At 37.5% G+C, this 24,091-nt stretch carries 25 protein-coding genes and 1 tRNA gene; 17 read left to right on the forward strand and 9 right to left on the reverse strand.

Annotated features, from left to right (window positions below; translation table 11 throughout):
* Positions 1 to 108 precede the first annotated feature (108 nt).
* From MKY30_RS10950 to MKY30_RS10985, 8 genes are all read left to right on the forward strand, one after another.
* Positions 109 to 306, forward strand: a complete 198-nt coding sequence (locus MKY30_RS10950; RefSeq protein WP_156985708.1) for a helix-turn-helix domain-containing protein — start codon at positions 109 to 111, stop codon at positions 304 to 306.
* Positions 306 to 758, forward strand: a complete 453-nt coding sequence (locus MKY30_RS10955) for a hypothetical protein (protein WP_341083907.1) — start codon at positions 306 to 308, stop codon at positions 756 to 758. Before MKY30_RS10950 ends, MKY30_RS10955 begins: the two co-directional genes overlap by 1 nt.
* A gap of 189 nt (positions 759 to 947) precedes the next feature.
* On the forward strand, positions 948 to 1,076 hold the full coding sequence (locus MKY30_RS10960; RefSeq protein ID WP_341083910.1) for a hypothetical protein: 129 nt from the start codon (positions 948 to 950) through the stop codon (positions 1,074 to 1,076).
* An 803-nt stretch (positions 1,077 to 1,879) separates the two neighbouring features.
* A complete protein-coding gene (locus MKY30_RS10965) occupies positions 1,880 to 2,533 on the forward strand; it encodes an ABC transporter permease (protein ID WP_147210859.1) in 654 nt (217 codons plus the stop codon).
* Positions 2,534 to 2,554: 21 nt separating this feature from the next.
* Positions 2,555 to 3,562 (forward strand): betaine/proline/choline family ABC transporter ATP-binding protein, encoded by a 1,008-nt coding sequence (locus MKY30_RS10970; protein WP_156985706.1) that lies wholly within the window; start codon positions 2,555 to 2,557, stop codon positions 3,560 to 3,562.
* Complete coding sequence (locus tag MKY30_RS10975; RefSeq protein ID WP_147210861.1) at positions 3,559 to 4,308, forward strand: ABC transporter permease; 750 nt, start codon at positions 3,559 to 3,561, stop codon at positions 4,306 to 4,308. The genes MKY30_RS10970 and MKY30_RS10975 overlap by 4 nt, the downstream gene beginning before the upstream one ends.
* A 15-nt stretch (positions 4,309 to 4,323) precedes the next feature.
* Positions 4,324 to 5,229, forward strand: coding sequence for an ABC transporter substrate-binding protein (locus MKY30_RS10980; protein ID WP_339284723.1), 906 nt, complete (start codon positions 4,324 to 4,326; stop codon positions 5,227 to 5,229).
* Between the two features lie 225 nt (positions 5,230 to 5,454).
* On the forward strand, positions 5,455 to 5,973 hold the full coding sequence (locus MKY30_RS10985) for a GNAT family N-acetyltransferase (protein WP_339284724.1): 519 nt from the start codon (positions 5,455 to 5,457) through the stop codon (positions 5,971 to 5,973).
* 102 nt (positions 5,974 to 6,075) lie between these two features.
* On the opposite strand, the gene MKY30_RS10990 is transcribed toward MKY30_RS10985, so the two are convergent.
* The gene (locus MKY30_RS10990; RefSeq protein ID WP_341083915.1) at positions 6,076 to 7,806 is read right to left on the reverse strand and encodes an ABC transporter substrate-binding protein; all 1,731 of its coding nucleotides are present in this window, start codon (positions 7,804 to 7,806) and stop codon (positions 6,076 to 6,078) included.
* Between the two features lie 122 nt (positions 7,807 to 7,928).
* Here MKY30_RS10990 and MKY30_RS10995 point away from each other — a divergent pair, with 122 nt between their 5' ends.
* The 4 genes from MKY30_RS10995 to MKY30_RS11010 all read left to right on the forward strand — a co-directional run bounded on the left by MKY30_RS10995 (position 7,929) and on the right by MKY30_RS11010 (position 12,003).
* Positions 7,929 to 9,164, forward strand: coding sequence for an MFS transporter (locus tag MKY30_RS10995; protein WP_341083917.1), 1,236 nt, complete (start codon positions 7,929 to 7,931; stop codon positions 9,162 to 9,164).
* Positions 9,165 to 9,359: 195 nt separating this feature from the next.
* A complete protein-coding gene (locus MKY30_RS11000) occupies positions 9,360 to 9,773 on the forward strand; it encodes a DUF2569 family protein (RefSeq protein WP_341083918.1) in 414 nt (137 codons plus the stop codon).
* A 73-nt stretch (positions 9,774 to 9,846) separates the two neighbouring features.
* Positions 9,847 to 10,767: a LysR family transcriptional regulator gene (locus MKY30_RS11005; protein ID WP_077604529.1), complete on the forward strand. Its 921-nt coding sequence runs from the start codon at positions 9,847 to 9,849 to the stop codon at positions 10,765 to 10,767.
* A gap of 96 nt (positions 10,768 to 10,863) precedes the next feature.
* Positions 10,864 to 12,003 (forward strand): 5-methyltetrahydropteroyltriglutamate--homocysteine S-methyltransferase, encoded by a 1,140-nt coding sequence (locus tag MKY30_RS11010; RefSeq protein ID WP_379547820.1) that lies wholly within the window; start codon positions 10,864 to 10,866, stop codon positions 12,001 to 12,003.
* Positions 12,004 to 12,171: 168 nt separating this feature from the next.
* Here the strand turns inward: MKY30_RS11010 and MKY30_RS11015 are convergent, their stop codons facing one another.
* Both MKY30_RS11015 and MKY30_RS24140 read right to left on the reverse strand, forming a co-directional pair.
* Positions 12,172 to 12,369, reverse strand: a complete 198-nt coding sequence (locus MKY30_RS11015; RefSeq protein WP_147210868.1) for a DUF2188 domain-containing protein — start codon at positions 12,367 to 12,369, stop codon at positions 12,172 to 12,174.
* A gap of 234 nt (positions 12,370 to 12,603) precedes the next feature.
* Positions 12,604 to 12,945 carry a TIGR04104 family putative zinc finger protein gene (locus MKY30_RS24140; protein ID WP_379547818.1) on the reverse strand — a complete coding sequence of 114 codons (342 nt, stop codon included), beginning with the start codon at positions 12,943 to 12,945 and terminating at the stop codon, positions 12,604 to 12,606.
* A gap of 144 nt (positions 12,946 to 13,089) precedes the next feature.
* Between MKY30_RS24140 and MKY30_RS11020 the strand changes: the two genes are divergently transcribed.
* From MKY30_RS11020 to MKY30_RS11030, 3 genes are all read left to right on the forward strand, one after another.
* Positions 13,090 to 14,511, forward strand: a complete 1,422-nt coding sequence (locus MKY30_RS11020; protein WP_156985699.1) for a DHA2 family efflux MFS transporter permease subunit — start codon at positions 13,090 to 13,092, stop codon at positions 14,509 to 14,511.
* A gap of 68 nt (positions 14,512 to 14,579) precedes the next feature.
* The gene (locus tag MKY30_RS11025; protein WP_341083921.1) at positions 14,580 to 15,497 is read left to right on the forward strand and encodes a phosphotransferase family protein; all 918 of its coding nucleotides are present in this window, start codon (positions 14,580 to 14,582) and stop codon (positions 15,495 to 15,497) included.
* 33 nt (positions 15,498 to 15,530) lie between these two features.
* A complete protein-coding gene (locus MKY30_RS11030; RefSeq protein WP_147210872.1) occupies positions 15,531 to 15,962 on the forward strand; it encodes an NUDIX hydrolase in 432 nt (143 codons plus the stop codon).
* Positions 15,963 to 16,487: 525 nt separating this feature from the next.
* Here the strand turns inward: MKY30_RS11030 and MKY30_RS11035 are convergent.
* The 4 genes from MKY30_RS11035 to MKY30_RS11050 all read right to left on the reverse strand — a co-directional run bounded on the left by MKY30_RS11035 (position 16,488) and on the right by MKY30_RS11050 (position 20,901).
* On the reverse strand, positions 16,488 to 17,429 hold the full coding sequence (locus MKY30_RS11035; protein ID WP_156985697.1) for an FAD:protein FMN transferase: 942 nt from the start codon (positions 17,427 to 17,429) through the stop codon (positions 16,488 to 16,490).
* A 126-nt stretch (positions 17,430 to 17,555) separates the two neighbouring features.
* Entirely contained in the window at positions 17,556 to 18,743 is a 1,188-nt protein-coding gene (locus MKY30_RS11040; RefSeq protein ID WP_156985696.1) for an NAD(P)H-dependent oxidoreductase, read from the reverse strand.
* Between the two features lie 18 nt (positions 18,744 to 18,761).
* Complete coding sequence (locus MKY30_RS11045; protein WP_156985695.1) at positions 18,762 to 19,370, reverse strand: NAD(P)H-dependent oxidoreductase; 609 nt, start codon at positions 19,368 to 19,370, stop codon at positions 18,762 to 18,764.
* 613 nt (positions 19,371 to 19,983) lie between these two features.
* Complete coding sequence (locus MKY30_RS11050) at positions 19,984 to 20,901, reverse strand: AEC family transporter (RefSeq protein WP_147210875.1); 918 nt, start codon at positions 20,899 to 20,901, stop codon at positions 19,984 to 19,986.
* A gap of 310 nt (positions 20,902 to 21,211) precedes the next feature.
* Here MKY30_RS11050 and MKY30_RS11055 point away from each other — a divergent pair, with 310 nt between their 5' ends.
* Together MKY30_RS11055 and MKY30_RS11060 are read left to right on the forward strand one after the other, a co-directional pair.
* Complete coding sequence (locus tag MKY30_RS11055; protein ID WP_341083924.1) at positions 21,212 to 21,478, forward strand: DUF6440 family protein; 267 nt, start codon at positions 21,212 to 21,214, stop codon at positions 21,476 to 21,478.
* A gap of 112 nt (positions 21,479 to 21,590) precedes the next feature.
* Entirely contained in the window at positions 21,591 to 22,061 is a 471-nt protein-coding gene (locus MKY30_RS11060; protein WP_147210876.1) for a peptide-methionine (S)-S-oxide reductase, read from the forward strand.
* 416 nt (positions 22,062 to 22,477) lie between these two features.
* On the opposite strand, the gene MKY30_RS11065 is transcribed toward MKY30_RS11060, so the two are convergent.
* Both MKY30_RS11065 and MKY30_RS11070 read right to left on the reverse strand, forming a co-directional pair.
* Complete coding sequence (locus MKY30_RS11065) at positions 22,478 to 23,671, reverse strand: ISL3 family transposase (protein ID WP_341083926.1); 1,194 nt, start codon at positions 23,669 to 23,671, stop codon at positions 22,478 to 22,480.
* Positions 23,672 to 23,892: 221 nt separating this feature from the next.
* Positions 23,893 to 23,963: transfer RNA gene (locus tag MKY30_RS11070), tRNA-Ala, on the reverse strand.
* Positions 23,964 to 24,091: the final 128 nt, after the last annotated feature.

Here is a 24,091-nt window from a genome sequence, read left to right on the forward strand (position 1 = left end):
ATTACTACAATTATTATCCAAATAATAATTTGATTTTATTAATAAAGCGATGTAACATATAATTAACAAAAGTAATTTATATATTGCATTTGTGAGGCGGAGTGAATAATGAGAAATAATGTGAAAATAACACGTGTCAAAACGTCAATGACCCAGCAGCAGTTGGCAAAGAATGTTGGCGTGACGAGACAGACAATTGGATTGATTGAAAAAGGGGAATACAACCCCACACTCTCACTCTGTATTGCAATAGCAAAAGAGCTAGATAAAACATTAGATGAATTATTTTGGGAGGTAGAAGATTAATGAAATCATGGATATCTTTTTTTATGCCGGATGATGAATATAAAGAAAAAAAGATGCTATATTTTTTAGCTGAAGGAGGAGTTCTGCTTTTTCTTTTTCTGGTAATCATGTTTATTAGCGGTAATTTTATAAGCTTAGATACAGCTGTCATTTTGTTAGCAGGTATAGCAATATTCCTTTTTTATAATTTAGGAAGATATACACTGTCGGGAATCGAACATACTGATATTGCAACGGAAAAGGAATATAAAGGAGCGTTAAGAGCTCTTAAAGCCAGAACTGCTTCCTTTGTTGTTGTGTTTGGAATAGGCTATCTGATATATAAAATAACATCTGATCAAGCAAGCTGGTATGATTTTTTTGGAATGGTAATAAGTGTGGGTGTACTATCATTTTTATTGGAATTCATTTCATTAAAAAAATCTTATAAGAAGAATAAAGAGTTATTATAAAGGTTTTTTGATGATATGTAGAAATATATGACTAGGATTATGCTTAGGTAATTTATTCTATCTGTGTATAAGATGGCGATAAAATGGAAAATACACCTGTCTCAATAAAAAGAATTATTATAATCTATCTTGTGGCTGTCGCTATTTTTTTGTCTGAATGAATGGGTGAGCAAAAAAGGGGATACGAAGGTGGATATAACTATTCCGGAAGATGCTTTCGTTATTGAAGGATATGTAGTATCAAAGCGCTGGAATGAGATGTGGATTGGATCAATCAGTAAGCTTCTGGCAGGGAATGTCTGGCTTGATTACTTCTGATTATGGGGATAACGTAATTATTCTATCCCCACATCGTGAGATGGAAGGAAGTTTTCTTTTTGGGCAACCTCAAGTAAATCAAAAAATAAGGGTGTACGGTGACTATCTTAGAGAATCTTTTCCGGGAAGAATTTCTGTTTACGCCATAGAAATTATCGAGTAAGATGAATAATATTATTTGAAATACTTGGAAGTGGAAATGTTTAGAAGATATAGCATTCTATTTTCTTTTATAAAAGGATTATATTATTTCACTATTTGCAAAAGCTATTTTTGAGCCATTATTGCCAGGCTTACTAAGTAGTTTTTTTATGAGGTTGAAATAAAACAAGGGTATTTACAGCTTTTGTGGTTTCAAAAAAATTTTTAGGGGAATATATTATAAAAATCATGAAGCTGTTAATCTCCATACAGCATTCGCAATCGTTTCAGCAAAGGTGTAGACGTCCATAACAAAATTATTTTCTCTATCTTCTGCTTTCTGTTTTTTTACAAAGCCTTCGCATTTTATTCCTTCCTCTAATAATGGTGCTTTCTCCAGTTTTATAGACTTAATGATACAGGAGACTCATTCTTGATCTCTCTGTACATTGGGTAAGGTTTTTACAGACAAAATATCCGTCCACCAGTGCATACATCGCCTTGGATATGAACTTCATGTCTTTATGGTTATATACAGATTTTTTATTATGTCGTTTTTCTATTTTTTAAAAATTCAGTATTGTTGCAGGGGTTATATGGAGATGAGCGGCAGACTGATGCTAATAACAGCTCATTTCGTTATTGAAAAAGGGGGCACTAAAATGAATGAATATCTCGAATATCTGCGTATTAATGCTTCTTACATATGGGGCCTTACAGTTCAACATATAGAACTCGTAGGGATAGCGATAATAATTGCAATTATTATTGGGGTCTCGATTGGCATTTATTTAACAACCAATGAGGATTTGGCAGAAACAGTTTTAGCAGCAGCTTCTGTGCTATTAACCATCCCGAGTATTGCGTTGTTTGGAATAATGATTCCGTTCTTTTCGTTAATCAATCAGGGAATTGGATTTGTTCCGGCGTTAGTAGCATTGGTGCTGTATTCTCAGCTGCCAATTATCCGCAACACCTATTCAGCCATTAAGAATGTGAATCCAGCAGTCATAGATGCAGCGAATGGTATAGGGATGAAGAGAAGCCAAAGACTGGTTCGTGTTGAAATTCCAAACGCACTGCCTGTAATTATGGCAGGTATACGCACCGCAGTGGTTTTAAATATAGGAATTGGAGTTATTGCTGCATTTATTGGTGCGGGGGGTCTTGGGACTTTGATTGTGCAAGGTATTACCCGGACGGATATGTATTCTATTGTTACAGGTTCAATTGTGGTTTCTTTGCTTGCGATTATTGCAGATATGATTCTTCTGTTTATCCAGAAGAGGCTGACACCAAAAGGAATAGCAAACTAACACGGACGAAGGGGTGAACTTATGATTTCATTTAAGCATGTATCTAAATCATATACAGGAACTGAGAAAGCTGTTAACGATGTTAATTTTGAAGTGGAAAAAGGGGAAATTGTTATATTTCTTGGACCATCCGGTTGCGGGAAAACTACACTTCTTCGGATGGTGAACCGTTTGGAGACAATTAGTGAAGGGTCAATCTTGATTAATGGAGAAGATATTGGCAATCTGAATGAAATTGAACTCAGACGAAATATTGGTTATGTCATCCAAAGTAACGGTTTGTTTCCAAACATGGATATTGAAGAGAATGTAACGATTGTTCCTGATTTACTGGGATGGGACAAAAAGAAAAAACATAACCGCTATAAAGAATTGATGCAATTGATTGGTCTGGATCCAATGGAATACAGGAAACGATTTCCTAATGAGCTGTCTGGGGGGCAGCAACAGCGGATTGGTGTAATTAGAGCACTTGCCGCTGATCCACCGGTTATGCTGATGGATGAGCCGTTTGGCGCTCTGGATCCATTAATTCGTGAAAAAATACAGGATGAATTTTTACAGATTCAGCGCGAGGTCAAGAAAACGATATTGTTTGTCAGTCACGATATTGACGAAGCCATTAAAATGGCAGATAAAATTGTACTTATGCGTGATGGAGAGATTATGCAGTATGGAACACCATCAGATATATTAATCCATCCTAAAAATGAATATGTCTCTCAATTCATAGGAAGGGACCGCGCCATTAAGCATCTTAGTTTACGCACAATTGCTCAGCTGCAAGAAGAAATTGGTCTTGTAGAAATTGATCAGTCTATTGTCGATTCCAAACAGGTGAACATTCATGAGAATTTAAAAGATACGCTTGCGATGTTATTAAATCAAGAGGCGGATCAAGTGATCGTGCACGATGATAATGATGAGGTACAGGGAGCTATCACCATTGACCGTGTGCAAAGATATTTGCATTTGGAAATGCGCCAAAAACCGTCTCAGACCGTAGAAAAAGAGAAGGTGATGGAGTGAATCGGAAAAAGCTTATTGCTAATATTGTCCGTATTTTACTGTATGCTTTTGTCATTGGCTTCTTTATTTACGCAGGGGTAAATGGCTATTTTTCGCCGATTTTCGAACAGACGGATACATTTTGGGTATTGGTAGGGCAGCATCTCAATCTTGTCATGCTTTCTTCTATTTTGGCAGTTGTAATTGCTTTGCCTTTGGCGGTTTTATTTACACGCCCGCGTTTTCGTAAATATGAATGGATTGCTTCGAACGTTGCCAATCTGGCACAGACGGTTCCGAGTTTAGCCGTTTTAGCATTGGCAATTGGTATTTTAGGGGTCGGCTTTAAGCCGGCAGTATTTGCTTTATTTATTTACTCTGTTTTACCGATCTTTCGTAATGCGGTTGCAGGATTTAATTCGATAAATCCCGATCTCATTGATGCAGGGAAAGGGATGGGAATGAAAGCAAGCCAGATTTTTTGGAGAGTGGAAGTGCCGAATGCAGCATACGCAATTATCGGCGGACTCAGGACAGCTATTGTCTTAAACGTTGGAACGGCTGCCCTAGCTTATTATATTGGTGGCGGTGGTTTAGGTGTCTGGATTATGACAGGTATTGAACTTTTTGACAATGCTTATTTAATTTCAGGGGCGATTCCTGTTACACTGCTGGCAATTGGACTTGATTACTTATTAAGAGGAGCAGGTTACGTTATTTCGCCAAAATCAGCAAGCCAGACGGCTGATTCTGCCACTTCGACATAAAGGAGGATTACAAAAATGACTATTTTTAGACGTTTCACCATACTCGTCCTCCTCTGCATCTTTTTAAGCGGATGCTCGGTTTTCGGCGGTGGCGGGAAGTCAGTAACAATTGGCGGGAAAAATTTCACCGAGCAGTATTTACTTACACAAATGACATATTTCTTACTTGAGGAGGGAGGGTTCCAGGTGAAAATGATGGAGAATTTGGGAAGTACAGTTCTCCGGACAGCTCTTGAAAATGGACAGGTCACACTTGCTTGGGATTACACAGGAACAGCGATTGTAACTTATTTGGGGATGGATCCAATAACAGACCCGGATGAAGCATATGAAGAGTTGAAACGAGTTGATCAGAAAAATGGCATTGCCTGGGTGAACCCTTCGAAAGTAAACAATACGTATGCACTTGCTATGACTCGTGACAATGCTGAGGAATACGGGATTGAATCTTACTCGGATTTGGCGGATTATGTGAATGAACATCCAGAAGAATTAACAATGGGCACCGATGCTCAGTTCGCTAATCGTGAGGATGGACTTCCTGGGGTAGAGGAAACATACGGTTTTCAATTTGGAGCAGAAAATATTACGCAAATGGATTCAGGACTTATCTACGAAGCGTTGCAAAGCGGGAACCTCGATGTAGGTGTAGCATATGAAACAAATGCCCAAATTGATGCATTTGACTTGGTTTTATTAGAAGATGACGAAAAGTTTTTTGCTCCTTATAATGCAGCACTTGCTGTGAGTGAAGAATTTCTTGAGGAATATCCGGAAGTTGAGTCCATTCTTGCGCCTCTTGCAGAAAGTCTTGACAGTGAAGTAATGCGTCAGCTCAATTACCAGGTAGACATTGAAAGGCAGAGTGTCGCCATAGTTGCGCATAATTATCTGGTTGAGAATGGCTTTTTGGAGGAATAAAGGTAAAGCGGATTGTCAAGTAGACAGGAAATACTTAAAAGTAATGAATGGCATTACTCTTTATGGGTAATGTCATTTTAAATGTGGTATCCCACTTATTACTTGGGGCTTTATAAATACTGAAATTATATTTTAACCTCATTTAAATGAAGCTTATCCATTTTGTTTATTTAAAATTAGAAATATACTTAAGGAAGACATAAAATTTTAAAAGCAGGTGGTATGGTGAATATCGAAATAAGAAACGGAAATTCTGGTGATTTCCATGATATTATGCAAATCATTAATAAGGCGAGACTCAAACTGGCTGAATCCGGATCGCCACAATGGTCAGAAGAAGATTCTCCGAATGAGGAAGACATAAAAAGTGAGATAGAAAAAGGAAATAATTATCTTTTTACAATAAATAATGTGATTGTTGGTACTGCAATTGTTACGGATGAAGAGGAACAAGCTTATTCGACAATAAGCTGCGGGGATTGGGATGCGTCACAAGGGAGCTATGCGACAATTCATAAATTCGCAATTAATCCGGAGATAAACGGAAAAGGCTATGGAAAAACTTTTCTAAAGCTGCTGCTCTTTGTATGCAAAGAAAAAGGGATGTCTGAAGTGCGAATTGATACATATCCAAGAAATCGGGCAATGCAAAATGTTATTTTATCAGCGGGATTTGCGTTCAAAGGGATTATCCAGCTTCCTTTTGTGAATGGTGAGAGGTATGCGTATCAGTTGTTCTTATAGTAATATAGAGCTTGAAAATCAATGATAAAAAAGGAGATAGACTTAATATATGAATAATATAAGTCTATCCCTCATAGCTAACCATGCAAATTTGGTTTCTTTTTAAAAGGGTTTCCTCCAAACCTTCCGATAATTAATCCGGCCGTTGCTGTTAAGGTGTATATTTTCATAGAGGCTATCCTCTGCTTCATAGACTCCATGGCCCCGGTGATTTAAGAACACGATAAAATGCTGCTTCTTTAAATCCTTTTCCAATTGAAAATAAAGCTCCCATTGCTGTTGAGAATTCTCAGACTGCCGTATTTTAGTGAGCTTTTGTTGAACTTCTTTTTGGACACTGTCAGGAAGCAGAGGGTAAAGAGGCATAGACATACTTTCCATAAATGTCAGAGCAGAAAGTAAATAATCATCGGATAAGAAAACCCCTCCAACAAATAAGTCATAATCTAATATTTTATTTGGGTCCTTCAACTCTGCTATTGGAAATAACTCAATTTCTGAATGGATGCCTGCATCCTCTAATTGTTTTTGCAGAATAGCCGCCTCTCGGTAATGATCTGCATTTTTCCTTATTTGCTGCGCAGCAATTTTTAACGATGACTGGCCGGGGCTGCTGGAGGTCTGGTTTATTTTATTGGGAAAGGTCATTGATTTATCTACAATCAAACTATGTGCAATAATTTCTCCCCGTTTTGCCAGACAAAAATCAGCCGGACGAATCGCTTCAATTAAATCTTTTCGATAATTTTTATCCTGTAAAGGTCCTGGCTTTCTACTATTCAGAATAATAAAATCTGCTCCTTGCTCATACGTAAACTTTTCTACCCATGAGCTGTCCGGTGCTTCTAGTAAAAGCGGATGTGTTTGCTTTGATAAAAACTCTTCGGAGGCTGTAATAACTTCAACCTTATCCAGCCAGGGAGCCAGTCCATAATAATTTTCAAATCGATCCAGTTGAATTTTTTCTTCGCTATATATCGTAAGCTGGTAAGGTCCGCATCCTATCGGTTTTGAAGAAAACAGCTTTCCTTTTTCCTTAATAACATCTATAGGAACTATCGAAGCTCGGACATCTGCCAGTAATCTGGGAAACAAATAATCGGACTTATCCAATTGGAAGATAAGTGTTGTCTGATTGATTATTTGTATGTTAAGCAGATTTTTTCTGATGGCACTGTCCTCTGTGAAACGGAGAATTGTAGTCTTTACATCATTTGCATGTAATATTCTGCCATGATGAAACCGCACATTTTTTCGTAAATAAAAAATCCATTGCTTTCCGTCCTTGCTTTCCCAGCAGTGTGCAATTGCAGGTTCAAGAGTCTCCGTTTCTGGATTATATTCTACTAGCCGATCAAAGATTTGCTGAATCATATGACTGTCATGACGTGAGCTTGCATCGAGGGGGTCCATACATAAACGAACAGGATAAAATGGATAACGAAGCACATCTAAGGATGCGTTTTTATCCGCTGAAACTTGAGTAATCCCGATCTGCTGCTGAAACCAGACACGAAACTTTTCCTGATAGGCGGCACTCGCCTGCTGAACTACAGTAAACCCCTTCTGATAAATTTCCTTTTCTATTAATCCCTTCGCCTGCTCCAGCAGAATATCATCTTTTTCAAAATGCAATGTAATTACCGGTTTTTTTCCTCTCCCCTGAGAAACGTGCCATGTTATCCATTGTTTAGCAGCTAAATGATGGATAACCGTTTTAGTATGTCTTTCGGAGCATTGAAAGACACTAGCCAGATCCGCAATGGTTGTTTCCGCCTTATTTTCTGAAGTGAAATAATCCAGCAGCTTAGATGCATATTTGTGATGTTTCACCAGCCATTCTCCTTTCCATTTCAAAAAGGTGAACAATAATAATTTATAATCCTCACTTTTTATTCATCTTTTCACAACTTACACTAAAAGTAAATAGCAGACAGTGAGGGAGAGATGATGGAATGGAAATAAATCAAGTAAAACTAGAGAAAGAAGTGCCGGTTTCTTTATGGAGAAATAAAAATTTCCTGTTTTTATGGGGAGGGTCAACCGTACAAAGTATTGGCTTGCAAATGTATATTCTAGCAGTTCCGCTATTGATTTACAGCATGACAGAGTCTGCTCTGGCAATGAGTACGATGCGGGCTATTGATTTCTTCCCAAATATTTTTCTTGGGATTATTGCCGGAGTGCTGGTTGACCGGGTGAATCGGAAAACGATGATGCGTTGGACAAGTCTGATTTCCATCATTGCTTCGCTGGGGATGATTCTTCTTCTTTTATCAAATACGATGCAGGTGTGGCATCTATATATTCTTGGCTTTATATTATCTTCAGCCGGTTATACATTTGGAAATGCACAACATTCTGCCATGCCGCAGATTGTTTCCAAGGAACAGCTTACTTCAGCAAACGCCAAGCTTTCCTTTGTAGGAACATTTATTCAAACAGTCGGTCCGGGACTTGCCGGAATGTTATTAAGCATACTGACGACTGCATCTGTGTTATCGATTTATTTGGTAAGCTTAATCATTTTATTTATTTGTGTGCAGTTTGTTCAGGTTCCGGAGAAGGAAAGACTGAAAACAAAACAAGCAGGAAGCTGGAGACTGGAAATTAAAGAAGGCTGGAACGAACTATTTCGAAATAAAACCTTGCTTACGCCTACAATTGCAATTATCTTTACTAATCTGGCGATGAGTCTTGTTATCGGCGTGCTTGTTTTTTATGCGGCTGAACAGCTGCATGCGTCGGAAAAAGAAATTGGTTTGATGTTTTCAATTTCTTCGCTGGGCGGTTTGCTGGGAGCGTTGGCCGTGAAACCGCTGCGCAGGAAATTTAACAGAGGGAGAATTTTTACGGGCTTTTTCTTAGTCGATGTTGTTGCAATGGTTCTTCTGTCTCTTGCAAATACATGGTGGTTATTAGGAATCAGCCTGGCTATCCGTACTTTTTCAACTGTTATATCCAATATTATTTATCTGGCTATCCGGCAGGAGGTAACTCCAAACCATATGCTTGGAAGAGTTGCCGGAACTGCTTCTATGTTTATGAAACTGATGCTGCCACTGGGGTTATTTATTGCTGGAATTTGGGCAGAATGGCTACCTGTTCCACCGCTATTTCTATTTTCAGCAGTTATTTTTCTTGCACTATTTATTTGGCTGACCCGGCATCCTTTCCGGAAAGTAGAGTAGATCAGGCAAAATTCTGTTTGGATAAAAGTGTTATCAAATGAGAAGATTAAAAGTTCTATTCTGATTTAGCCATCGATTATAAAAAATAAGGAAATGCTGATAATCAGGATTGGAAATGGTTCTGTCAGACTAAAAACAGTTGAAGGAACATCCTGAATTTGCTATATTGAGTCTACATTAAGTAGAAAAGAGGACGTGTCATTGGAAGAAAAAAATGCAGAAAATCAGCCTGAATTTAGAACAGATTCTTCCTATGCAATTGTAGCTGGATGGCTTATTCTCCCGGCAATTATGATGATTCTTAATATAGTTGCGGCGGTATATATTGTTATAGCTGTCAATCCGGCTTATTTAGATACTTACGATTTAATTATCTACATAACAAACATTATTTTGATATTCTTCTATTTTTTTATTATATATTCATGGATCAAAAGGAAACGAATATTGCCAAAGCTGATGATAACAGCTTATACTATTAATATTTTATCGCATCTGCCTGTCCTGTTTATGGAAGGAGAAACAGGCGGGGGTTCTATTCTGCCCAGTGTCCTTTGGATTTTATATTTCATCAGGTCCCGGCGTGTCAAGGCGACTTTCACCAATTGATGTAGTTTAGATGGGAAAGAATGAAGAAATTGCAGTTATTTTTTTATTGATCTTTTTATAAGGGAGGAAAGAGATGACCTTACAACAATTAAAATATGTCATAGAAGTAGCAAGAAGCCGTTCCATTTCCAAAGCAGCCCAAGTTTTATTTATCAGCCAACCAAGCTTGTCCAATGCATTGAAGGAACTGGAAAAAGAAATTGGCATTAAAATATTTTCACGTACCAATAAGGGAATTCATGTAACCAAGGAAGGATCCGAGTTTCTAGGCTATGCCAGACAGGTTCTGGAGCAGGCAGAGCTGCTGGAAAACCGCTATTCCAACAATGCAGCACCGCAGCATCATTTTGCTGTCTCTGCCCAGCATTATGCCTTTGCTGTCAGCGCCTTTGTCCGCCTGTTAAAGGATTATGACCGGGATGAGTATGATTTTACATTTCGGGAAACAAGGACCTATGAAATTATTGAAGATGTCAAAAATTTAAACAGTGAAATTGGGATTATGTATATCAATGATTTCAATGAACAGGTGATTCGGAAATTTTTAAGGGAAGGGAATTTAGCCTTTCACCGCTTATTTGAGGCAACACCGCATGTGTTTATCAGCGGGGACAACCCATTAGCGGAAAAGGATTACGTTACTCTGGAAGATTTAGAGCCCTACCCCTATCTGCTGTATGAACAGGGAGATTATAATTCATTTTATTTTTCAGAAGAGATATTGAGCACGCTGACCCGCCCGAAAAATATCCATGTCCGGGACCGGGCGACAATGTTTAATCTGCTGATTGGTCTTAATGGCTATACGATATCTACAGGGGTTATCAGCCAAAAGCTGAATGGCGATAATATTATAGCAGTGCCTTTGAAGGTCGATGAAATCATTAATGTCGGCTATATTGTTCATAAGGATATTGAGCTTAGTCCGATGGCGGAAACGTATATTGCATATTTGCAGACCAGTATTGAGGAAGAACGTCAAAGTTTATTATAGCTTAAAGCTATAACAAACGATAGATTTTAGGTGTTATCTGATAATGAATTTACTGTGATAGACTAATCTACAACCAATGAAACGAGGGAGAGATCAGTGATGACAGTAGCAAGTAAAGAAGGCATACGCGCAGAAACACCATTCCGATTTGATAACGTGGGAAGCTTTCTGAGACCGGAAATATTAAAGGAAGCACGCAAAGCTTTTGCAAAGGGGAATATTTCGGAACAGGATTTAAAAGCTGTAGAGGATGAAGCAATTAAAGATTTAATCCAAAAGCAAAAAGAAGTCGGTTTAAAAGCAATTACAGACGGAGAATTTCGCCGTTCCTGGTGGCATCTTGATTTTATGTGGGGGCTGCAAGGTGCAAAAAAGCAGGATATTGCTCAAGGTTATAAATTTCAAGGGGAAGAAACAAGACCAGAAACGGCTGGTTTAACTGGAAAAATCAGTGGAGAAAACCACCCGTTTGTCGAGCACTTCCAATTTGTGCAGCAGTTTGCTGACGAGGAGGTAGTTGCCAGACAAACGATTCCTGCACCGGCGCAATTTTTAGCAGAATTACAACGCCCGGAAAATGTGGAAGTAACGAATAAGATTTATCCGAATCAGGATGAATTAATAGAAGATATTGCAGCAGCATATCGAACAGTTATCAAAGATTTATATGAAGCAGGGTGCAGAAACCTGCAGGTGGATGATTGCACATGGGGAATGCTGGTCGATGAAAAATATTGGGCCAGCCGTCATGATGGTGCGAATGTTGAAGATATCGGTACACTTTATGTAAATTTAAATAATAAAGCAATCGAAAATCATCCAGAGGATCTTATCATTACAACCCATGTGTGTCGTGGGAACTATCATTCAACATGGGCTTCATCAGGTGCTTATGATACTATTGCCAAAATTTTATTTGCACAAGAGAAGGTTAGAGCTTACTACTTAGAGTTTGATACAGAGCGTGCAGGAGGATTTGAATCGCTGGTCAATGTAAGTGACAACAAGCTTGTCGTATTAGGGTTATTTTCTTCTAAGCTTCCAGAGCTGGAGGATAAAGATCAGATCAAGGAGCGCATTGAAGAAGCCGCAAAGTATGTTCCGATTGATCGCTTATGTATTAGTCCGCAATGTGGTTTTGCATCAACAGAAGAGGGAAATATTCTTACGGAAGAACAGCAATGGGATAAATTGCGTCTAGTAAGAGAAGTTGCTGAGGAAGTTTGGGGAGAATAGCATCGTAGGTTTTAACACTCTATTTACCTCCATTTTTACAGCTCTAATTTTTAATAAAAGCATTCATTCAACGGAAATGTAGAAAAAGGAAGCACTACTCCCAGCGCTTCCTTTTTCTACATTTATTGAGTTAATAGGATAGTAACCTTACAATCGAAACGTAGAATGCTAGAAGTTCTTTTCTTCTTGGATATTGTCGTCCTTATCCCTGATTTCCACCTTGCTTGGTGTATTCTCTTTCGCCATTTGCTCTGCAGCAGAAATTGCATCATCTTTTGAGCCATAAACTTCTTCCGGTGCGACGTCCTCCAGTTTTACAATCCAGCTCGTTTCATCTGCATTTGGTACTACACTGAATGTTTTCATTTTGTCCAACTCCTTTATAGCGATGTTAAAGAAAGTTTTCCCTTTGTTTGAGTGAGTAAAACATGATATAAGAAGAAATTTCACGATTCTTAGCGGTGAAGAGCAATTGTGGGATATATGTTGTATTCAAATATTTTATCGGAATATTGATATAGAAACAAAGGTGTCAGGTACCTGTTCATTTCAAATAGTTTTCTAATTTACATCTCCTTGGCATGTAGCAACCAACAAAAGTCAAAAGAAAAATTCCTCTTTATTTGTCAGTTTTAATACAGCAGGGAAGAGACTAAGAACAGCAATACCTCCAAGAATAAGCCAACTGAAAATAAACCATATTGGTATATTAAATAAATTTAAAAGAAGAGCTATCAAAGGAATAAAAGTCAAGAAATAAAATTTTGTTCTTGATTTTTTGGTAGCATATTGCTTCTCCTCACAATAAGGGCAAATATATGCGGTGTCTATGGTTGTGGTTGATTTCATTGTTTGCTTCCAAGTCCATTTATGTTGACAATGCTGACAGGTTGGCATAATAATCACACCTCTCATCAGATAGTTATATGGGTATTGTAACATACAGGAAATTGATATTTCATTTCTTGCATAGAGCAGAAGTAAAAAAAGGCTGGTATCTTTTCAGCTTTTCCTTTAATCTATAGTAAGCCGATTACTATTTCGAAAACAAAAATAAAATTTAACTGCAAGAGGAGACATAGATAGATGAATCAAATACATAGACCGACTGTTGTCGCATTGTTGCTGGCGGGGGCTTTTATTTCTATTTTAAACCAGACATTGATGATTACTGCTATACCGCCAATTATCAATGAAATGGGTGTGACGCCGAACAGCGCACAGTGGCTGACAACCGTATTTATGCTGGTCAATGGGATTATGATCCCTGTCAGTGCTTTTTTAATTGAACGTTTTACAACGAGGCAGCTTTTTTTAACTGCAATGAGTGTATTTGCTGTTGGAACATTCATTGGCGGAATTGCGCCGAATTTTGAGTTTTTAATTATGGCCAGAGTGATCCAATCCCTGGGAGCTGGAGTTATGATGCCATTAATGACGACTGTATTTTTATTAATATTTCCTATTAATAAAAGAGGCTCTGTCATGGGGCTGATTGGACTGGTAATTTCCTTTGCTCCGGCAATTGGACCGGTTATCTCGGGCTGGGTAACAGAGCATTATACATGGCGTGTATTATTCTATATTATTTTGCCGATAGCTATTATTGACATTATTATCGCATTCTTCGCTTTACGCAATGTAACTGAAGTGAAGAAAACCAAGTTTGATGTTCTTTCTGTTATTCTATCTTCATTTGGTTTTGGAGGAATTCTTTATGGTGTTACCAACGCAGGTAACTTCGGCTGGGGAGCGCCAATCACACTGGTTACATTGGCTGTCGGTATTCTTTCTCTGATTCTATTTATTTTGCGTCAGCTTAAATTAAGGCATCCAATGCTTGAATTTAGAGTATTTAAGTATGCTATATTCCCATTCAGTGTATTTATTGGTTCGATTACGTTTATGGGATTGATTGGAACGGAGACATTAATTCCGCTTTTCATGCAAAATATGCGGGACTTTACTGCATTTGAAGCGGGGTTATCCATGCTTCCGGGAGCTTTAATCACAGGTCTATTGGGACCATTTGTCGGCCGGCTGTTTGATAGAATCGGCGGAAAATGGATTGTACTGCCTGGATTAATTATTATTACTTTGGCAACTGTTCCATTTATGTTTCTTGATGTTAACACAACCTTTACCTTTGTCATCGTCATGTATACAGTGAGGATGCTAGGGTTGGCAATGATTATGATGCCTATCCAGACAGCAGCATTGAATCAATTACCGAAAGAGCTTATTCCGCACGGTGCTGCATTAGATGGAACGATGCGTATGGTAGCTGCTTCAGTCGGTACAGCCATCCTTGTAACGATTATGACATCTGTTGCTACGATGACAGAGGGCAGTGAAACAGTTGCCCGTCCTGATATTTTTGGTGTGAATGTAGCCTTTGCAGTGATTGCTGTGTTGGCGTTATGTACATTAATCGCTTATTTCTTTATTAAATTTGACCCGTCTCCGGCTGAACAGGCAAAGTTGGAAAAGGGAAATCGTGTATCATAAAAACATTAAAAATCCTCGTTTGCTTTTTTAGTAAGACGAGGATTTTTGTATAAAGAAGGAGAGGTTGTATGGCTTATATTTCTGAAAAACTAAAGCACTGGATCGTTTCTCATTTTTCAAACAAGTCAGTTATTCACCATGTTCATCCGTTAGAAGGCAGTACGACCGCCGTTATGTATATAATCGGTTTGTATTTATCTACCGGTGAAAGCAGGGAATTGGTACTGCGTCAATATGAAAAGAGCAGCTTTACAGCGAAAGATATTAAACAGGAGGTAGACAGTCTGAAGGCGGCAGCATTATTAGCTGTTGAAACACCGCAATATATTGCTGCTGATCCTGATGGAGAAATTATCGGCAAACCGCTTCTTTTAATGAGCAAAATAGAAGGTAAGATAAATATTTTGCCCGAAAATCAGGTGGTATGGTTAAGCAAGCTGGCAGAAACATTAGCTCAGATTCACGATAATTCAATCATTGATTTCCCATGGCAGCATGAGCGTTATCAAAAAGCGGATGAAATCGAAATTCCAGCCTGGTCTGGTAAACAGGAAGTATGGGAGGCTTTAAAGGAGATAGTGCTGCAGCCGGAGCCAAGCTATACACCAAAATTTATTCATCGGGATTTTCATCCGGTAAATGTACTTTGGAAGAATAATGAGGTGAGTGGTGTTGTAGATTGGGCAAATGGCTGCTTAGGTCATGCCGGTATTGATATAGGACACTGCCGCTGGAACCTTGCTATGCTGTATAGTGTGGAAGCTGCGGATGCTTTTTTATCAGCTTATCAAAAGAAAACTAAGGATGATTTTTCCTATGATGTTTATTGGGATATTGTTTCATTAATGGATGTTTTGGAAGGACAGCCGGATATTTATCCTGGATGGGGAGTCTTTGGAAAAAAGGATATTACTGTGGAAATGATGAAAGAGAGAATGGATTGCTATGCCGTTTCATTGTTGAAGAAAGCAAAGGAAAAATTATAAGAAATAGAAAATATATTATAAGGGGATGCTTAAATGGAGAGAGTAGATGTGGTTTATGCTTTGATTTTAGATGAAAATGAAGAAAAAATTTTAATGGTGAAAAATATAAAGCACGATGATTGGACGATGCCTGGCGGGGCAGTGGAAAAGGGAGAAATCTTATCTGAAGCAGTTGTCCGGGAAGCGAAAGAAGAAACTGGTTTGACGATAGAAGCTGGAGATATACTTTCGGTGAATGAAGCATTTATGGAAAAATATAATCATCATGCAATCTTTTTTACGTTTATGGCAAAGGTCATCAGTGGAGAAATTTCGATACAGGATACAGAAACGATTGCGGATACAGCATGGGTGAGCATAGAAGAAGCGGATAAAAGAATGCCATATCATAAAGAGGGAATTAGAAACTTGTTAGAAAAGGCAGTTCCATATGTGTTTCAGGGAAGAGTAATAGAAAAGGTGTAGAGCAGGCCAATCCTTGGACTTTTTGAACATCCTCTTAAATGAAGTGGAAGGTGTGCCTTGATGAAGAAAAACAATATAATTGTATTAGGGAGTTTTATTTTAGCGGTTATACTTGGTATATTCGGGCAAGACTTTGCTTATCTTTTGAATGGGATTTTCCCAGAATCATACCCGATATATAATTTATCTGTTTTAACATTGATAAGTATATTCTTATTTTAAAATTCTCTAGTTATGATCTATTTTCAGTATAAGAAACAAAGAATAAATAAAGAAAAGCTTGGCATATATATTACGCTGTTTGTAATTACCGGATTACTCACCTCTTGGTGGTCTCTATTTGTTTTAGCCATGTGGTGGGGCTGACTGATTTAAATAGTTTTAAGCGCTCTATTTCTGATTAAAAACACTCCTCTGATTGTCAAAATTAAGAAGAGTGTTTTTATGTTTGTGAAAAAGTGAAATTGAAGACTCATTTTAAATCAGGATGTAAAAGTCTTGTTCCGGCTTTCTAAAGACACAGAATTATGAAATGTCCTCACTAATATATGGTTTAAGAGCTTCCGTATAACAAATCTCACTATCTGTCGTAACGACAATCCCTTCAATATCTTCCAGTTGATTCAACGTATCAATAATTTGCCGGGGTGTCTTTCCAAATAAACGGCTGGTCCATATTTCCCCATCAACGGACTTTTTTGAAACTACTGTTAAACCGGCGATTTCTGATTTAATCGGATATCCGGTTTGAGGGTTCAAAATATGGTGATATGTTTTGTTATTTTTAGTAAAACTTCTTTCATAAATCCCGGATGTAACAACGGATTGATTGAATGCTCTTAAAACAGCGATATACTTTCCACGTGGGAGAAAAGGATGTTGAATCCCTATCCGCCAATAACCATCCTCGTGTTTGGAAGAAGCACCATGTGTTATGACATTCCCGCCTAAATTAATTAAAGCTTCCGATACATTCATCGATTCCAAATCATGAATAAGCAGATCAGCAATAAACCCTTTTGCCAGAGCGCCTAAATCAATAAACATGTCAGCATGCTTTAGAAATACGGTTCGATCCTTGTCATCCAGTATGATGTCACAGGCATTAGTTTTGCTGAGTAAGGATTCAATGGATGTCTGGGAGGGAACATCAGCATCCTCAAATCCAATACGCCAGGCTTGAACAAGGGGACCAATGGCAATGTTCAAGGAACTGTCTGCTGGAGTACTGTGTTTTTTGCCGATTTTGATTAATTTGTATAGGCTTGGCTTTACTTTTACCGGTTTAATCCCGGCATTTTTGTTTACTTCCATTAATTCAGAAGCTGGATCATGCGCACTAAAGCGTTTCTCATATTCTTTCAATCGGAGAATCAGCTCCTCCAAGACAAAATTTGCATAGTCATGCTGAACCGATAATTGAATTACCGTTCCCATCATATGTATTTCACGAGTCTGCATTGCCATATTATCACCCTTTTGTATTCCAATACTTTGAACATCCTCTAATAAATTATTATTCACCTTAACAATTAAATGCTGGAATGAAAGCTAAAAAAGAGGCCATGATGACCTCTTTTTGATTAACTGTTTTTAAGCCTTGGCCGTCGCTCCAGATACAGTGTCGACCTTTGAAGTCGCTCCAGATACAGCATCTACGCCGCCTCCAGTTAACTGTTGACCTGTCTGTTCTAAATACCAGTCAATCACCGGTTGAATATCTTGTACATATTCATTGATTCCAAGATAATTCCCATTGTCATCACGTACAGCCTGGTAGCTGTGGACTACAAATTTATCTGGACCATGTGTTGGCACCTGCGTCCGTACCACATCTTGTTTCCCGCTGCGTAATTGTTGAATAACCCAGGAAACGCCGCTGAACACTCTTTCCGGGTGGCATTCTGCCAGCGGGCTTCCTACTTGTTCCGGTCTGCGTCCTGCCAGCATATCTTCCTTCTCCATATGGTGGTTATAGTATAAGAATTGGTTATTGCTGTCTGCATAAGTCAATTCCGCCGGCATGGAATTCAAGAAATAATTGAGCTGATTGACCGTTAAAAGCCCGCGATTTAATTTAACGTAAGTATTACCTTCCACTGCCTGCGTTGCTTCTGCAGCCTGTTCGAGCCAGTCATCGGCTGACATGTCGATACCTTCAACTGTTGTATCAATAGCTCCGGTAGCATATAAATCCTCTGCATCGGATAGATCCTTCATTCCTTCAGGTGATTGCAGAACATTGACAACGTTGATAAAACGGATAAATTTCTTTATACAAGTTTCTAAGAATTGGGCTGTTTGCGCATCCTTCAGGTTTTCATTTTCATCAAATGCATCATAAACTTCACCCAATAAAAATTCATTTCCGGGCATAACAACAGCGTTTACACCAGGTGCATCTAATATTTGCCGCAGATGCAATTGAGATCGTGAAGATCCTTGAACATCATAAGAAGCCCCCACAACCATTACTGGTTTTCCATCAAGAGGATGTATTTTAAACGATAGCCATTCCAAGACACTTTGTAATGCGGACGGGATGGAATGGTTATATTCCGGCGTAGCAATAATAACACCATCTGCTTCCACAATTTTTTTATTTAAATTTTGGATTACTTCACTATTTGTTTGATCATCCGATTGATTGAACATTGGTACATCTTTAATATCCAGAACTTCAACGTCAATTAATTTCTTGAAGTTTTTTGCAATAAAATTTAATAACAAACGGTTATAAGAAAATTCAGCATTTGATCCTACAATTCCGACAAGTTTCATCTGTATACCTCCTAATAATTATTTGGCTTCCCATGAGTAGCTTGGTGCTTGTTTTTGATGAGATTCATTCGCATTAACTAACTGATTGGTAATATCAACAAAATGTACAAAGTCATTAAAAATCCGCTCAAGAGCTTCTATTTTACGTTGATCCGTTAAATTGCCATTATCATCAAAGGCCTGTAAGGAATAACCGATTAAAAATTCAGAACTTGGCATAATACGTGCCTTCAATTCAGGTGCATCAAGCATCTGCCGTAAATGACTCTGCGCACGGGAAGAGCCTAATTTTCCATAGGAAGCTCCAGTCAGCATAACCGGCTTATCAATTAATGCCTGATTCGTATAGGATAACCATTCTAATGCACTTTTTAATGCCGCCGGTACGGAGTGATTATATTCCGGAGAACTGATGATTACTCCATCTGCTTCCCTTATTTTGTCCGCGAGTTCCTGTACTTCATGAGGTGCTTTCCTGTCCTCCGGCTTATTAAAAGCAGGTAAGTTTTTAATTTCAAAAATTTCAATGTTAGCCTGATCTTTAAAATGCTTTTGAATAAATTGCAGCAAGAGACGATTGGTTGAATAATCTGAATTTGACCCTAGTATACTTATAAAGTTCTTCATTTTATTGCTCCTCTCTTATAATGAAATAGAAAAAGTTTGTGAAGTTTATCACAATTTAATTGTAATACGTTTAGGTGAAAAATACAAGGGTGCTGTGTAAAATAATTTTAAATTGTAAGATTTTTTTAGAAGGATTATAGTAACTGCCATGACAAAATACTGATACCGTTCAGAATTGTCCAGTTTTCTGTTATAAAGTGAAAAAAATGATTTTTCAGTAAGGAATTATTGCTAATTTTTCCGTCATATGTATATAGCAACTCTCTTTATTTTTGATATACCCCTTCCTTCTGTTTTAAAACGTACGGCATTGTTCAATATTAACCTTCATAAATTCAACATTAAATTAACTAATCAAGAGAGAGGTTTGTAAAAGTAAACAGAAAGAAGATAATTTTTAAGAAAGCTACAATTTAAAGAAAGTGATTACGCGTGAAGAGGCTGAGTTATATTCACAGTTGGCAGCCTTTCGAATTAGATTGAAATAGAAGTTATTCAGGATAAAATAAGGTAATCAGGCCTGCAGACCATCAGAAATAACTACAATTGTCATAACTAAAAAAGTGCCAAAAATCTATTATATCAAAGATTCTTGGCACTCAATCAAACTGGCTCAAAACAAAATATATGAAAAATAAATAACGACAGTTACGGTGATGATGCTTAAAAGTGTTGAAAACAAAACAATTTGTGCATGCAGTTCAGGCTTTATTTGATATTCCATAGCAATCGTTGATGTATTTCTGGAGGTAGGAAAAGAGCTTGCAATAAATAATGATTGTGCAACAACGCCATCGATGTTCAGCAGATATATAACAGCAAGCGCTAATAACGGTCCAACGAACAGCCTTCCAATTAAAGACCATGTGATGACTCTATGGAAAAAGTGAAGTTTAATGTTAGATAATTGTGCTCCCAGTAATAAGAGCGCTATGGCAACAAAACCATCCGCAAGCTGGTCAAGAGGTATCATGATAGAATTAGGAATTGGAATGGTAAAAGCTTGAAAGAGAATACCTAATATAAGCGCATGAAATACAGGCAGTCTTAAAAATGATTGAATAATACCTCCGATTGATTTGGTTGCTGATAATAAGTTATAGATTCCATAAGAATACGTTAAAAGATTCTGGAAAATTAAAATAAAAACCTGAATAGAAAAACCTAAGGGATTGTGGCTGAAAACTAATTGACTTACCGGCAAGCCGTAATTACCGGAGTTCATTAACGAAATACTATTCTTTAGGGCTGCACTTTCGCCTTTATCTAATTTTAATATTTTTGAAATAATATTACTGACGACAATAAGGGCTAAACTATAAAGTATCAGATAGTATATTATTTGGAAAAACAAATTTATTTGAATGCTAATATTATAGATGTTCACAAATACAGCAGCCGGCATCAAGCAATAAGTAATCAGTGTAGACAGCTGCTTCAGACTAAATTGGAATTTTCTTTGTAATACTGCGCCGGTCAAGGTTAATATCAATATTGGAAATATCACGTCTAATAGAATATAAATAAACATATCAAACCTCAATCTAAATTTTTCATTGCTGGATTATAAAATTTACTAAATATGGAGATATGTAATTTAAAGATGATTTTATCTTATCATAGCAAGAAAAATAAGGAAAATATCAAAAAGTTATCTTTTTAAATAAGAAAAACTTATATAAGTGAATAGAATTGCGAGATAAATAAAATAATCATTACAAGCTTCCTTATAATGATTATTCAAACATTCTAAGGAAGGGAAATAATTTTTGTATGTTAAAATAAGATTAAAGTAAAGCCGTTTCAAAATTTAATCAGAAAAACTAATGAGGGGTGTAACAATGGCAGACAATCGTTTTGAAGAAGTTTATACTCAGGGAAAGATGAAGGTTACCAAGGTGATTCGGGATAATGAGACGGGTGTACTGTACATGCTGCATCAAGAAGGTTATGGAGCAGGGCTGACTGTTATGGTACCAGGATGGAAAGCCTTTAGTGGACAAGAATTTTTAAAGATTCAATTTGAAATACAACCGGGAGAGGTTATGAAAAAAAACAGGGTAGCATGCAGAGTTTTAAAATGCTATCCTGTTTTTATTAGTAATTAGGATAAGTGAGAAGGTATCATTCGTTGAATATGAATCAATTTAGTAACTACAGCTTTATAATTACTTAGAATTTAATTTTGAGTGTTGTTTAAACGCAAAGAGGAGAGTCAATATGGAAGTAGTCTACTTTGCAGGTGGATGTTTATGGGGAGTGCAGGCTTTTATAAAAACGTTACCTGGAGTTACATTTACAGAAGCGGGAAGAGCTAATGGAACAAGTCATACGCTTGAAGGTGAGTATGATGGGTACGTCGAATGTGTAAAAACAGAATTTGATCCGACGGTTGTAACGATGAAGGAATTCATGGAATATTTATTTGAAATCATTGACCCGTACAGTTTGAATAAACAAGGGCAGGATGTTGGTGAAAAATATAGAACAGGTGTATATAGTGAAAATCCGGAGCATTTAAAAGAAGCAAAGGAGTTCCTTGAGAATAGAGATGATTATGAGCGTATTATGGTTGAAGTATTGCCGCTTACCAATTATGTAAGAAGCGCTGAGGAGCATCAAGACAGGTTAGCCAGATATCCTAATGATTATTGTCATATTCCAGAGGGAATATTAAATAAATATAAATAAGGGAGACATTAAATAATTCCTGCATTAGAGAAAGATAAATTAGTATTGCGCAAATTAACCGGAAAGGAACCACTGGCATTATTGAGACAATTGGCTTCAATGCCTGGCCTACAAAATATAAACGAACTGGAAGCTAAAGAAGTCTAATTGTTTGAAAGGGGGATATCATGAAGCCTTCGATAAAATCGCTAAAAAGATATTTGACCGGTAACATAGTAGTCTTTACGATTTTAACAATAGTGTACTACATTAATTACCAAAGTAATGGTTCCTCTATATTTTCTGTAGTAAATTTTACTCTAGTAATTGGAATTACTATATTGATTGCTTCCATCATTTCATATATTTCAATAAAAATAGGTTCTATGTCAAATGTGGTGGTGGAATAATCATTCCCCACCTCTTTTTTTATGAGCTTATTTTAATACAAGTTTTACCTCTTGTTGCCATAGAATTTTCTTTCTCATTCGCTCAAAATTTTTAATTCCATAAGATAGTCTCTTTAATACTTTAATGGTGTTATTTACTCCTTCTATGTAGCCATTATTATAAGGGTACATAAAAGATTGAAGGATCTCTTGACGCCATCTTTTAAATGTACCCGCGACACGATGAAACCCATCTAATGTGGATGCTTTCAACTTTTTTAAGCATGCTTCTAATCCTGCAGCTACGCTATATTCGTCACTTTCCTTAAACCACATATCCAATGCATGCTTTAAATCATAGGCTTCCTTTAAGCGCGTATCCATTTCTAATAATTGTTGGATTTTCTTCTTCTGGTTATCAGAGCACGCTATCCATGATTTCCAAAGAAGCTTCTTGGAGCGTTTCATTCGAATCCGATCTTTCTTGGGCAGTCCTTTTTGAACTTCACGACGTACTTCATCAAAAGCCCAATAGACCTGTCGCACAAAGTGAAAACGATCTGCGATAATAAGAGGATTTCCCAACGCTTTTCGAATAGCTTGTTTAAAACTTCGGGATAAATCCATCACGACAATCTCTACCTTTCCTGTATCACAAGACTTCAGGTACTCCTCCATTGTTTCTACTTTTCGATCCGGCAAGATATCGATAATTCTTCGATTCTCCACATCTACTACATTCAATTGAAACCTTTTGCCATCCGCATCTCCTTTAAACTCATCAATCGCAATAACACGCGGCAATACCTTCCTAGATGTTAGCTCCTTCTGGTCAAACCATCGTAAAACGCGACTTTCCGTCACTCCAGTTACGAGCGCTGCCGTTCGAAAGGAACTTATCGCTGCATGCATCATCGCTGTCGTCTGAACGCTCGCCATACACCGTTGATACCGTTGAATCATTTGTAAACGTTCATAAAATGTGTGATGGCACGACGTACAAATATAACGTCTCTTTCGCAGGGAAATTTGAATTTCTTTGGTCGTAAACGCTGGTCCTTGAACGCTTTGCCAGCGATAGCCATGCATCCGCTTGGTCCTCTCTCCGCAAAAAGGACACTTCTGCTTGCGCTGTTTCGTGAACAATTCCGCAATAAAATAATTTTCTTCTTCTCTGATATCCCACACATCCACATGCGTATCTTTAATTCCTAACAACTCTGTGATAAAATGATGGTGCACTCTTTTCCTCTCCCATTCCTTTTGTCTCGACAACTCAAGGGTAACAGAGAGAGGAAACTGAGTGTATTTTTTTGTCTCCATTCCATCTGACGATGGAACGGAGGACACCACCACATTCAGTATAGAGCCTAAAAATATATGAAAAAAAAGAAGTTCATTAAAAAACACGCTTCTCATTCTAAATTAGAATAAGCAAGCGTGTTTTTATGTATTACCGGTAGTGGAGCCTACGGGAATCGAACCCGTATTATTTGACTGCCAGTCAAACGTAATCCCATTATACCAAGGCCCCGAAATATTTTAATGGTGTATTAGAAATCAAGCGAACAATAATATTATATACTTTTCGCAGAATTGTATCAAGATTTTTGTTATGAAATCTGAGACTAAAATGGAGCACTAAATGATAAAAAGAGATGC

The sequence above is a fragment of the Oceanobacillus sp. FSL W8-0428 genome (genome assembly GCF_038004405.1).
GTDB classification, from domain to species: domain Bacteria; phylum Bacillota; class Bacilli; order Bacillales; family Amphibacillaceae; genus Oceanobacillus; species Oceanobacillus sojae.